This is a genomic window from Phenylobacterium aquaticum, assembly GCF_947378715.1.
Taxonomy (GTDB): Bacteria; Pseudomonadota; Alphaproteobacteria; order Caulobacterales; family Caulobacteraceae; genus Phenylobacterium; species Phenylobacterium aquaticum_A.
In genome coordinates, this window is sequence record NZ_CANCLE010000116.1 from 1 (window position 1) to 12,801 (window position 12,801).

Consider the following 12,801-nt stretch of genomic DNA (forward strand, 5'->3'; position numbering starts at 1 on the left):
CGCTGGCCGTCGATATTGATGAAATAGCTGCCGATGGCGGCCTTGCGGATCTCGGCCTTCGAACCCTTGGCCGGGTTGCGCCACATCTTCTCTTCGTCGGTCTGCACCCACTCGGCGCCGTTGGCCATGTCGAGCACCCAGTGGCCGTCGCCTTGCTGATAGGCGCGCTCGACGGTGGTGGAGACGCGATCCAGCGTTTCGGGCTTTTCGCCGCGATCGAACACCGACAGGGCCGAGAGGTCGAAGCCGAAGGCCTGGCGGCGCGCGGCGCGGACCTGCTCGCGGTCGATGACCAGCACGTCGCTGCCCAGGGCCGGCTTGTCGGCGCCGGGCTCAGCCTGGGCGCCGCCGATCAGATCGGCGACCACGGCGTCGTAGCAGGCCAGGCGGTCATGATCCTCGGGTTTGGCGTGACAGGCGATCATCCGCTGGATCGCCACGGCCGCCGTGGTCGCGGTCGGCGCCGCAGCAGCTGCCAAGGCGCCGACGCCACCGGCCAGGATCAGGGCGGCCGTCAGGCCTGTTCGGAGGTGGGAAGTCATGCTGTGGCCCCGTTTGGCGAAGGCGTCCTTCCTAGGCGGCCCCGGCGATTGGAACAATGTGTCGTGCGTTTCGGCGCCCGGCGCGGCATTGCGGCGCAGGTCGGGGACAATGTCACCCTCTGTGTCAAGAATGCGACACACGGGCGCCTTCAGCCTTGCGTTTTCGTGAAGATTATTGCTGCACGGTCGTAACTTCCGTAACACCAGCCTCAACCGAGCCGCAATTGTGGCGCGGGCGAAGCAAAAATGGGGCCGCAGGGCGCCCTGCCTAGGCAGGGGCTCATGCTGGAGGATTTAAATTTTGAAAATGAACACAATGCGCGAACGCCTGCTGGCGTCGTCCATCCTGGGCGGAATGGCGGTTCTGGCCGTCGCCTCCACCCCGGCCTTCGCGGCCGAAACCGGCGCGACCGAGGTCCAAGAGATCATCGTCACCGGTTCGCGCATCTCGCGTCAGGATTATGAGTCCAACACCCCGATCGTCACGGTGGGCGCTGAAGCGCTGAAGAACACCGGCACGGTCACGGTGGACACCCTGCTCAACACCATGCCGCAGTTCGTGCCGTCGGTGACGGCGACCTCGAACAATCCGGGCGGTTCCGGCCAGGCCAACGTCGAACTGCGCGGCCTCGGCACGCAGCGGACCCTGGTGCTGATGGACGGCCGTCGCATCCCGCCGTCCAACTCGGACGGCACCGTCGACCTGAACACCGTTCCCCCGGGCCTGATCGAAAGCGTCGAAGTGATCACCGGCGGCGCCTCGGCGACCTACGGTTCGGACGCCATCGCCGGCGTTGTGAACTTCCGCCTGAAGAAGCACTTCAATGGCATCGAGGTCGACACCCAGTTCGGCCAAACCACCCGTCGTGACGGCGAGACCGAGAATGTCACCCTGCTGATGGGCGGCGACTTCGACGGCGGCGCCGGCAACGCGGTCATGGCCCTGGGCTTCTCGAACCGCGGTTCGATCAAGAACGCGGCCCGCGCGATCTCGTCGGTCTCGGGCGCGTCCTCGACGACCCCGCTCGGCTCCTACGACACCATCGCCACCAACGCGCCGACCCAGGCCGCGATGGACGCGGTGTTCGCCAAGTACGGCTTCGCGCCGGGCTCGGTGAGCCGGACCTTCACCCGTCTGGGCTTCAACCAAGACGGTACGCTGTTCGCCAACGGCAAGGACTACAAGGGCCCGACCACGATCGACTATTCGACGATCCCGGTCACCGGCAACTACAACACCGGCCCGCTGAACTATCTGGTGGTTCCGCTGGAGCGCTACAACGCCTTCGCCCGCGTCGAGCACGACCTGGTCGACAACGTGAAGGGCTACGCCCAGTTCAACTTCGTCAGCTACCAGTCGGGCGCCTTGCTGGCCCCGTCGCCGGCCGCTTCGAACCCGGCCACCGGCAACACCGGCTTCCTGGTTCCCTACAACAACCCCTTCACCCCGGTTGACCTGCAGACCCTGCTGGCCTCGCGTCCGAACCCGACCGCGCCCTATCTGATCCGCAAGCGGTTCAGCGAACTCGGCGGCCGTCGTTCGGTCAGCGACTACACCGTCACCCAGATGCTGGTCGGCGTGAACGGCAAGCTCTGGGGCGACTGGACCTTCGACGCCTACATGGCCGATGGCCGTGAAAAGCGCCTCGAGACCCAGTACGGCAACGTCGCTCACGGCGCCGTCCGCACGCTTCTGGAAGCGGCCGATGGCGGCAAGTCGATCTGCGCCGGCGGCTACAACCCCTTCGGCGCCCAGCCGATCTCGGCGGCCTGCGCCGCCTACATCAGCCGCACCACGAAGAACGCCACCACCTTCGATCAGCGCCTGGCGGAAGCCAGCGCCACGGGTTCGCTGTTCGACCTGCCGGCCGGCGCCCTGAAGGTCGCCATCGGTACGGACTACATCCGCAACGCCTACAACTTCATTCCGGACTCGGTCCTGTCGACCCGCGACACCTCGACGTCGCCGATCGTCCAGGACGCGCCGGGCGTGGTGGGCTTCAACGCCCAGAACCCGCTCCAGGGTTCGACCGACGTGTATGAAGTCTATGGCGAAGCCCGCGTGCCGGTCCTGAAGGACCTGCCGTTCGTGAAGTCCCTCGAACTCGACCTCGGCTATCGCTACTCGGACTACAACACCATCGGCGGCGTCTCGACCTACCGCGCTGACGGCAACTGGAAGATCGTCGACGGGCTCACCGTCCGCGGCGGTTACTCCAAGGCCATCCGCGCCCCGAGCGTTGGCGAACTCTACGCCGCGACGGGTCAAAGCTTCCCGACCATCGGCCCGGCCGGTGGCGTGGGTTCCGGCGACCCCTGCGACGTCAAGGGCGCCTATCGCAAGAGCGCCAGCGCGGCTCAGGTCCGGGCTCTCTGCCTGGCTCAAGGCCTGCCGAGCGTCGTGATCGACACCTTCACCTACGGCAACAGCCAGGTGCAGGCGACCACGGGCGGCAATCCGAACCTGCAGCAAGAAACCGCCGACAGCTACACCTACGGCGTGGTCTTCGCTCCGCACTTCGACGCCCCGATCCTGGAGCGTCTGTCGGCCTCGGTCGATTATTACCACATGAAGATCATGGACGCGGTTGGCACCATCAACGCCGCCACCGCGATCAGCTACTGCTTCAACAACCCGCAAGGCAGCCCGTCCAACCCGACGTTCGCGGCGAGCAACATCTTCTGCTCGCTGATCCGTCGTGACCCGGCGACTGGTGAAATCGTCAACGTCACCTCGACCAACGCCAACCTGGCGTCCTACGAGACCGACGGCATCGACTTCCAGGCGGACTGGGGCTTCGGCCTCGGCGCTATCGGCCTCAGCGATGATTGGGGTCGCCTGACCACCAATCTGCAAGGCACCTACCTGCTCAACATGGACATCCAGTCCATTCCGGGTGGCAATATCGACCATCGGGCCGGCACCGTCGGCAACACCCTTGGCTCGAACTACAGCCACTGGAAGGGCGCCCTGGGCGTTCGTTGGTCCTGGCAGGACTTCGAGGTCGGCGCGCGCTGGCGCTATGTCAGCAAGGTCAACGACTTCTTCGCCGGTGGCCAGGCTGCTCCGAACTACAGCTACTACGACATCGATGGCAGCTGGAAGATCAACGACATGTTCGACGTCCGCGCGGGGGTGACCAATGTCGGCGACAAGGCGGCTCCGGCCTACACCTCGCAGATCGAAGCCAACACCGATCCGTCGACCTATGACGTCCTGGGTCGCCGCTACTTCGTGGGCCTGCGCGCCCGCTTCTAAGACCTGACTAAAATGCGGCCGTGGGGCGGCGGACCAGATCTGGTCGCCCCACGGCCGTATTGATTCTGCAAAGACCCTGGCCGCGCTCGCCCCTTGGCGGTGAGTCTCGCGTTTCCGGGGGATGGCGCGGCGCGCGCCGGCGATGCGATCGCGACATCGAACGGCCTGAAATGTGACCCGGCGGTCGTGAACGCCTGCGGACTGGCCAAAGGCGGTCCGATGTGTGACCGCAAAGTGACATACGTTACCCCTTAATGTGTCCAAACCTTAATGGTCGTTGACCGGTTGGGGGCGAGGCCGAATATGCCGGCAATCTGGCGCGATTGACGCGCCCGTGACAACTTCAGTGGGGCGCGAAACGGCGGCTTTAGGGCCGATGTTTGCGCTGGAGGGACCGATCTTGAAATCTATGACCGTTCGACAACGCCTATTGGCGTCTTCGATGATTTGCGGCGCCGCGATCGCCGGCGTGTCGGCCACTCAGGCCTTCGCTGAGACCAAGGCCGCCACCGAAGTCACCGAAATCGTGGTGACCGGCTCGCGGATCGCGCAGCCCAACATCACCTCCAACAGCCCGTTGGTCACCGTCACCCAGGAAGACGTCAAGGTCGCCGGCACGGCCACCATCGACACCCTGACCAACGCCCTGCCGCAAGTCATCGGCGGCCAGAACCTCGGCCAGTCGATCAACTCCAACGGCACCGCCACCGTCGACCTTCGCGGCCTCGGCCCGAGCCGCACGGTCGTGCTGGTCAACGGCCGCCGCCTGCAACCAGGCGACCCCCAGACCCCCGTCGCCGACCTGAACTCGATCCCGGCCGCGCTCGTTGAGCGCGTCGACGTGGTGACCGGCGGCGCTTCCGCCGTGTACGGCGCCGACGCCGTCGCCGGCGTCGTCAACTTCCTGATGATCAAGAACTTCGAAGGTCTGAAGCTGGACGCCCAGTACAGCTTCAACGACCATGACCAGCAGGACTCGACCGTCCAGGCGGCCCTGAAGGCCGGCAAATATACGGTCCCCGGTCACATGACCGATGGCGGCCAGACCGCCGTCTCGATCGTGTTCGGTTCGAACTTCGACGACGACAAGGGCAATGTCACGGTCTTCGGGACCTACTTCAACGCCCAGCCCGTGACCCAGGCGACCCGCGACTACGCGGCTTGCGGCCTCTATTCGCAACCCGGCCCGACTTCGGTCAACTCGGCCTATGACAGCTACAAGTGCTTCGGTTCGTCGAACGGCGCCTATGGCAAGTTCCGCTTCCTGAACGCGCCCGGCGTGGCTCCGCCGAACACCACCAGCAACTTCGCCGACAACCCCAATGGTTCGAAGACCTTCGTGCCGTCGCAGGGTTCGTTCGGCTATAACTTCAACACCCTGAGCTATCTGCAGCGCCAGGACGACCGCTACACGGCCGGCTACTTCGCGCACTATCAGATCGCCCCGAAGATCGAACTCTATTCCGAGTTCATGTTCGCTGACGACCGCTCGACGGCGCAATACGCCCCGTCCGGCCTGTTCAGCGGCACGGGCGCCGTGGTTGGCCAGAGCTATTTCGAAGTCAACTGTAACAACCCGCTGATGTCGGCTTCGCAGCAGACCGCCCTGTGCGGCGCCGCCGCCGGCACCTCGGCCGTCGGCCGCATGCTGGCCGGCTACCGCTTCGCGGCCGTGCCGCGGACCGACTCCTACAGCCACACCAGCTACAAGATCAATTTCGGCGCGCGCGGCGATCTGGGTGACGGCTGGAACTACGACGTCTACGCCCAGTACGGCACGGCGGCCTATCAGGACACGCAAGGCGGCTACACCTCGCTGTCCAAGATCCAGAAGGCCCTGCTGGTCGATCCGACCACCGGCAAGTGCATGTCCGGCGGCGACTGCGTCCCGCTGAACATCTTCCAGGCGCTTGGCCAAGGCATCTCGCAGGACGCTTATAAGTACCTGCTGACCCCCGGCCTGCGGAACGGCAACACGATCGAACAGATCGTCAGCGGTTCGATCACCGGCGACCTCGGCCAATATGGCGTGAAGTCCCCCTGGGCCGATCAAGGCCTCGGCGTCGCGCTGGGCTCGGAATATCGTCGTGAGAGCCTCCAATATAACGTCGACAACGAATACACCCTGGGCGACCTGTCCGGCGGCAGCCAGAGCAAGAGCAACGCTGGCGCGTTCGACGTCTACGAACTGTTCGGCGAAGCCCGGATGCCGATCATTCAGGACAAGGCCTGGATCAAGTCGCTGTCCGTCACCGGCGGCTATCGTTACTCGGACTACAACACCGGTGTTCAGACCAACACCTACAAGGGTGAAGCTGAATACGCCCCGACCGAGGACGTCCGGTTCCGCTACAGCTACAACCGCGCTGTTCGGGCCCCGAACATCGTGAACCTCTACGAAGCCCAGGTTCAGAACCTGTTCAACGGTCAGGACCCCTGCGGTGGCAACACCCCGCAGAAGTCCCTGGCGGCTTGCGCGGCTTCCGGCGTGACTGCGGCTCAGTACGGTCATATCGACCCCTGCCCGGCCTCGCAGTGCGGCTCGGTCACCGGCGGTAACCCGGACCTGCAACCCGAACTGGCGGATACCTACACCTACGGCGCCGTGTTCACCCCGCACTTCATCCCCGGCTTCAGCATGTCGGTGGACTACTGGAACATCCGGGTTCGCAACATCATCGTGCGCGGCCTCGGCGGCGCGGCGACGACCCTGGGCAACTGCCTGTCCACCGGCTCGTCGGTCTATTGCTCGCACGTCCATCGTGACGCGACCACGGGCGACCTGTTCGGCTCGGGCTTCGTTGACGCCACCAACACCAACACCGGCTTCATCCAGACCAAGGGCATCGACGTCACCGGCACCTATCGGACCTCGTTCGCCGATTGGAACCTGCCGGATTGGGGTGGCCTGACCTTCGGTTTCGTCGGCACCTACACCAAGAACTACGTGACCCAACCGGTCACCGGTGGCGGCACCTATGAATGCGCTGGCATGTACGGCGTCACCTGCGACGTTCCGGATCCGAAGTGGCGTCACCGCGCCAAGCTGACCTGGACCACGCCGTGGAATGTCAACGCCACGCTGACCTGGCGCTATATTGGCTCGACCAAGTTCGACGGTAACTCGACCAACGCCTTCCTCAACCAAGGCATCACCGACACCATCGACGCGAGCCTCAAGGCGATCAACTACATCGACCTGAGCGCTTCCTATAAGGTCCGTACGGGTCTGACCCTGCGCGGTGGCGTGAACAACGTGTTCGACCAAGACCCGCCCCGCGGTGACTCGGTCAATACCGGCGCCTTCGGCGGTGGTAACGGCAATACGTTCCCGCAGACCTACGACACCCTCGGCCGCAACATCTTCATGAGCGTCAGCGCCGAGTTCTAAGTCAAAGTCTGATCTAGACCTCCAGAATGGCGGGTTGACCTCGGTCAGCCCGCCATTTTCTTTGCGCGCTTGCGAGAGCCTATGGTGCAGCTTTCGTACTACGCGCAGGCAAGCGCCGCCGCTTAGCGCGGAGGCGGGCCAGTATCTGAAGGTGATCGGGAGGAGGGCCGCGGGCGGCCCGGGCGCGGTCTACGCGTAGCCGAACCGGCTGATCCAGGGCTGCAGGATCGCGGTGGCCGGCGCCAGGTGGCGTTCATAGTTGCGCCAGTAGCCGACTCCGGAGGCGTTCAGTCCCTGGACCACCTGGCCGGCGCTGGGCGTGCGGATGTCGCGCCGTTTGGCCGTCTCCACGAAGTTGCGCATGTTGTCGTGGAAATCGACGCCGATGGCGGCGCAGAGCTCGGCCACCTGGCCATCGAAGTCGGCGATCATCGCTTCGTGGCTATGGACGTGGAAGCTGAGCGGCAGTTTGTCGAAGAACAGCTCGGCCAACTGCATGATCGCGCCATAATAGGTCGCCAGCCGTTCCAGGTCGGTGAACTCATAGATGGTGCGGTTCATGTTGAACCCGCGCCGGAAGCAGCTCAGCACCACGTCTCGCGGGTCGCGCCGGGCGAAGATGATCTTGGCCTTGGGGAACAGCTTGGCGATCAGCGGCAGGTAGAGGGTCATGGACGGCTGCTTGTCCACGAAGGTCCGGCCCATCACGTCCAGGCCGTAGTCGGCGATGCGGGTCCAATAGGCGGCGACCCGCTTTTCGACCTCGGAGTCCGACAGGTTCATCAGGCCCGCCAGGGAATCCTGGTCCAGGAAGAACTCTGTGATCTCGTCGTTGAGGGTCGGCTTTTCCTCGAGCGCCACAATGCCCGGATGGCTGGCCAGGATCTGTTCTAGCAGGGTGGTGCCCGAACGCGGGAAGCCGACCAGGAACACATGATTGACGTCCGGCCCGGGAACCTTGTGGGCGGCGGGGAAGGCGGCGATGTCCTGCTCGAACTCGCGCTGGATCCTTTGGCAGAGATCGACGGCGGTCTCGACGCCTTCGCCGGAGTGCTGGGGGGCGAACATCTGCCGCTGCAGGGTGTTTCCCTCAAGATAGGCGCCGAAGGCCTCGTCATATTGGCCGAGCGCATCGAGCGCGTCGCCATAGAGCCGGCACAGGGAGGCGCGCTGCAGGGGCGCGACCTTGGGGCTGCGAATTTCAGGCCCCAGCAGGCGGGCGACCTCTTCATGCCGGCCGGCCTCGTTGTCGAGCGTGGCCAGGGTCAGGAAGGCTGCGGGTTCGGCTGGGTCCAGCTTGCGGGCGGCCAGGGCGTGGGCGCGGGCCTCGTCCGGCAGCTTCTCGTGCAGGGCCAGCAGGGCCAGGGCGCCGCGGGGATCGGGATAGTTGGGATCCAGGGCGGCGGCCCGCGACTGGGCGATCCGCGATTCCTTCAGGTCTCCGAGCGCCCACAGGGCCAGGCCCGCGCCATGGTGGGCCGGGGCGAAATTCGGCTCCCGCGACAGGGCGGCCGAGAAGGCGCGCAAGGCGTTGCGCGGCGCGGCCTGCTTCAGCCACGAATGGCCAATGGCGCTGAGGATGGTGACGTCGTTGGGATCCAGCTGATGGGCCTGGTCGAGCAGCTTCAGCGAACCTGCATAGTCGCCCTGCATCTCCAGCCGGTGGGCGCAGAGGTTGAGCAGGGTCGGATGGCTTTCACCCAGGGCGACCGCGACCTCGGCCAGGTCGATGGCGCCGTCGATATCGTTGGCCGCCAGCTTCTGGTTGATGGAATTGAAGAGCGTTTCGCGATCCAAGTTTCAGTCTCAAGGTCGGAGAATGGAAAAGGGTGCGGCCGTCGTCGGCGCCCCTGGGGGTCAGATGGATTCGGAGTAGGCGACCGCCTCGTTGTGGAACGCGTCCACCGATCCCAGCACGGCGGCATACATTTCACGTTCGTAGTCCGTGAGATAGGGGTTCCAGATATCGGCGATCAGGATCACGCGCAAATGGTCGCTGTCGTTCCACGCCTCATGCTCGATGGTGTCGTCGAACACCCAGGCCTTGCCCGGCTTCCATTGGCGGGTCTCTGACCCCACCCGGAATCCGCAGTGGTCGGGAATGATCAACGGCAGGTGCAGGACCATGCGGGTGTTGGTCACCCCATGGTGCGGCGGGATCTTGGTGTGGGGTTGCAGCGCCGAGAAGATCGCCACCGGTGAGCGGTTGGGCACGCTCGGCTGCGGCAACAGGGCCAGGGCCTCCAGCGTCTTGGGGAAGCGCGGCGCGTTCTCCTCGACCACCCGCCCATTGGCCTTGAGCGACAGGGACGACCAGGTGTCGGAGTGATTGAGCAGCGCCCACTGGTCGACCGGCGCGCCCATCGGCAGCTGCACATAGGGCGCGAACTGGTCGAGGCCCCTGGCCAGTTCGGCCTCTAGCTCGCCGAGGATGTCGGGGAAATAGCCCTCGAAGGCCGGCAGCCAGGGGAACGTCTCGTCGTCGAAGAACTCGATGGCCGGCAGGCCGGGGAAGAAATAGTCCGTCGGCTTCTGCTGATAGATCGGCGACCGGCCGCTGATGATATCCAGGAAGCGGTTGACCCGCTGGCGGTCGCGGGGCGTCTGGCGCTCCGACCGGGCGTCGACCGCCGCCCAGATCTCCTGACCGAAATCGTCGATGTATTTCGCATAGACCTCGCGAGCCTGGGCGAGGGCGGCGCGGGTCGGCGGATCGAGGCTCTCGTCGTTGGGCGCGAAGAGCAGGGCCAGGGCGTAGGTGCGGCCGGCGTCGGGAAAATTCCCCTGACGGTCGAGGATCGCGCCCTTCATCAACAGGGCGTGGAAGGAACGCGGCTCAACCTCCAGAGCGTGGGCGATGGCGTCGAGCGCCGCCTCGACATCACCTGTGGCGCGCAGCAGGCCGGCATAGTTGAGCCAGGCCGACAGGTTCTTGGGTTCGAGCTCCAGGGCCCGCTTCAGGATCTGCAGGGCGCGGGTCGGGTCGCTGCCCGCGAGCGTCCGCATGGCCGGGGTATTGAGGTCGGGGGAGGCGCCGGCGTCTGACATCGCTCTCAAGATTCCAAATTCGCCGCCAGCCGCGTCCGCGACGGCCTTGTCCTCACGGCGACCACGGAAATCACCCACGGCCCCTGGGGTCAACCTAGCGCTGGCGCTGCACCCGCACGCCGGGCTTGCCTTCAAGGGACAGGAAGAAGCTGCCGACCGCACCCCGGGTGATGACCGCCTTCATGCCCTTCTTGGGGTGAGGCCACAGCTCGCTCTGGTCGAACTGCCGCCAGACCGCGCCGTCATCGAAGGTGAAATAGGTGTGGCCATCCTGGCCGGGGCCGGCTTCGTCGAGCACCACCTCGATGCGGCTGTCGACCTCGTCCTTTTCCCCGCCACGCGGGGTCAGCATCGACAGGGTGGGCAAGGTCAGGCCGAAGGCCTGGCGCTTCATGGAGCGGATCTGTTCGCGGTCCACCACCACCACGTCGCCCTTGGCGGCGGCGGTGTCGAACTGGGCGGTGGCGGCGTCGAAGCAGGCGAGACGCTGTTGCGGATCGGTCTTGGTCCGGCAGTCCAGAAGGGTCTGAAGGATCGCGGCGCGATCCGGCGGGCTGGCGGTCTTGGCCAGGCCTGGGCTGGCTGACGCGGCCGCCGCCAGGGCGACCAGGGCGAGCAGGCCGGCGCGCGGCGGGCTCATGGAAGGCGTGATCATCGCTCTGTTCCCTCGGTCTAGTGGGCCATGCGAGGCGCCAGAACGGTCGCGCCGGCTCCCCCCATCCGTGTCGCCGCCATCTGATCCAGCAGGCTCTGGGCGCGCGGATCGCCCATGATCCAGGCTGCGGCCGCCAGGGTCCGCACCGAGGTCGCCGAGACGCCAAGCGCCCGCTCGAAGGCCTGGAACGGCGAGGCCTGAGGCGTCATGCGGCGCAGGCGCGCCTCGCCCTTGATGTCGGCCAGGGCCTTGGCCTTGTCGACCGCCTGGTAGAAGCCGCCGATCTCATCGACCAGGCCCAGCTGACGCGCCTGGGCCCCGGTCCAGACCCGGCCCTTGGCGATCTGGCGCACCCGGTCGGGCGAGAGCTTGCGGCCCTCGGCGACGCGGGCGACGAAGTTGGCGTAGATGCGGTCCATCCAGCCGGCGAAAGCGGCGCGATCGGCCGGGCTGAACTCGCGGCCCATGCCGAAGGCGCCGGCATAGTCGCCGCCCACCGTGGTCTGGCGCACATCGACCCCGAACTTGGCCAAAGCTGGGCCCAGGTCGAACTTGCCGCCATAGACCCCGATGGAGCCGGTGAGGGTGGTGGGCTCGGCCACGATCGCCGACGCTTCGGAGGAGATCCAGTATCCGCCAGAGGCCGCATAGGTCCCCATGGAGATCACCACAGGCTTGCCCGCCGCCTTGGCGGCGCGCACGGCGGCCAGGATCTGCTCCGAGGCCGTGTCGGACCCGCCGGGGGAATTGACCCGGAAGACGATGGCCTTGACGTCCTTGTTCTCCGCCGCGTCATAGATCGCCTTGGAGATGTCGTCGGAATAGACCGTCGAGCCGCCGGAGAACGGATTGGCCGTTCCGTCATGGCCGGTGACGATCGGGCCCTCGGCCTCGACCACGGCGATGATCGGGCCAGAGCCGGACCCGTCGCGGCTGGCGCGCAGATAGTCGTCGAAGTCCACCAGCTTGGCGCCCGCGCCGGCCTTGGCGAGGATGGCGTCCTGCGCCTCCTTCACCTGGCCGACCTTGTCGATCAGCCCGACCTTCTGGGCGTCCTCGGCCAGATAGGGACCGGCCTCCAGGGTCTTGGTCAGGGCCATGGGGTTCTGTCGCCGGTCGACGGCGGCCGTGGCGACGTTGGTGCGATAGACCGACCCCATCCAGGAGAGCTCGGACTCCTTATGGGCGGCCGTATAGTCATTATAGAGGTAGGGATTGACGGCGTTCTTGTACTCGTAGCGCTGCTCGTACTGGGCCTTGACCCCGTACTTGTCGAAGAACCCCTTGAAGAAGATGTCTTCCCGCGACAGGCCCACCGCCTGGAACGACGAGCCCGGCTGCATCCACAGCTGATCGGCCGAGGCCCCCAGCATATAGGTCGAGGTGATCATGCCGGAGGGATAGAGCCCCTGGCTGTGGGCGTAGACCGGCTTTCCGGCGGCGCGGAACCGCTTGATCGCCAGCCGGATCTCGTCGGCGGCGGCGGGTTCCACCCCGCCCTCGGGCAGGCGGATCAGCACGCCGGCGACCTTGTTGTCGGTCTCCGCCTTCCGCAGGGTCTGGATCACGCTCATCACCGACATCGAGCGGCGGCCGAAGGCGGCGAACGGATTGTTCGGGTCCTGGTCGGTCAGGGGATCGCGAAGGTCCAGGTTCAGCACCGCATGGGCGGGAACCGGCTCTGGCTTGGCCGCGCCGGCGGCCATGACGATCAGCAGGAAGGGCACCCCCACCAGGAAGAGCACGAGACCGGCGAAGACACCGGCCGTGGTGATCAGGAACTGCTTCATTCGAATCCCGGGTGAGGAGAAAGGCCTAAGCTATATCGGGCGGGGCTTCGCGCAAATGAAGAGGTCTCAACCCCCAGGGGTTGAGAATTCCGGCGCGATGCGTGCGGCGCTGGCGG

The 12,801-nt window shown here is 65.8% G+C and carries 7 protein-coding genes; 2 read left to right on the top strand and 5 right to left on the bottom strand.

Annotated elements, in window-relative coordinates; translation table 11 throughout:
- Nucleotides 1-542 (bottom strand): hypothetical protein (locus Q7P21_RS14515; RefSeq protein ID WP_304177632.1); only part of this gene is annotated, 542 nt, incomplete at its 3' end.
- Nucleotides 543-858: 316 nt separating this feature from the next.
- On the opposite strand from Q7P21_RS14515, the gene Q7P21_RS14520 reads away from it, so the two are divergent.
- Entirely contained in the window at nt 859-3,801 is a 2,943-nt protein-coding gene (locus Q7P21_RS14520) for a TonB-dependent receptor domain-containing protein (RefSeq protein ID WP_304165664.1), read from the top strand.
- Between the two features lie 442 nt (nt 3,802-4,243).
- Nucleotides 4,244-7,192 carry a TonB-dependent receptor domain-containing protein gene (locus tag Q7P21_RS14525; RefSeq protein ID WP_304165661.1) on the top strand — a complete coding sequence of 983 codons (2,949 nt, stop codon included), beginning with the start codon at nt 4,244-4,246 and terminating at the stop codon, nt 7,190-7,192.
- 189 nt (nt 7,193-7,381) lie between these two features.
- Here the strand turns inward: Q7P21_RS14525 and Q7P21_RS14530 are convergent, their stop codons facing one another.
- From Q7P21_RS14530 to sppA, 4 genes are all read right to left on the bottom strand, one after another.
- Complete coding sequence (locus Q7P21_RS14530) at nt 7,382-8,989, bottom strand: tetratricopeptide repeat-containing sulfotransferase family protein (RefSeq protein WP_304165659.1); 1,608 nt, start codon at nt 8,987-8,989, stop codon at nt 7,382-7,384.
- A 60-nt stretch (nt 8,990-9,049) separates the two neighbouring features.
- Nucleotides 9,050-10,240, bottom strand: coding sequence for an aspartyl/asparaginyl beta-hydroxylase domain-containing protein (locus Q7P21_RS14535; protein WP_304165657.1), 1,191 nt, complete (start codon nt 10,238-10,240; stop codon nt 9,050-9,052).
- Between the two features lie 94 nt (nt 10,241-10,334).
- Nucleotides 10,335-10,895 carry a hypothetical protein gene (locus tag Q7P21_RS14540; RefSeq protein WP_304165654.1) on the bottom strand — a complete coding sequence of 187 codons (561 nt, stop codon included), beginning with the start codon at nt 10,893-10,895 and terminating at the stop codon, nt 10,335-10,337.
- Between the two features lie 17 nt (nt 10,896-10,912).
- Nucleotides 10,913-12,685, bottom strand: a complete 1,773-nt coding sequence (sppA, locus tag Q7P21_RS14545; protein WP_304165652.1) for a signal peptide peptidase SppA — start codon at nt 12,683-12,685, stop codon at nt 10,913-10,915.
- Nucleotides 12,686-12,801: the final 116 nt, after the last annotated feature.

What these genes read in the sequence shown, in the direction of transcription:
- Q7P21_RS14535 (WP_304165657.1), bottom strand. Translation starts at nt 10,240, where the DNA reads ATGTCAGACGCCGGCGCCTCCCCCGACCTCAATACCCCGGCCATGCGG.
- Q7P21_RS14540 (WP_304165654.1), bottom strand. Translation starts at nt 10,895, where the DNA reads ATGATCACGCCTTCCATGAGCCCGCCGCGCGCCGGCCTGCTCGCCCTG.
- Q7P21_RS14525 (WP_304165661.1), top strand. Translation starts at nt 4,244, where the DNA reads ATGATTTGCGGCGCCGCGATCGCCGGCGTGTCGGCCACTCAGGCCTTC.
- sppA (WP_304165652.1), bottom strand. Translation starts at nt 12,685, where the DNA reads ATGAAGCAGTTCCTGATCACCACGGCCGGTGTCTTCGCCGGTCTCGTG.
- Q7P21_RS14520 (WP_304165664.1), top strand. Translation starts at nt 859, where the DNA reads ATGCGCGAACGCCTGCTGGCGTCGTCCATCCTGGGCGGAATGGCGGTT.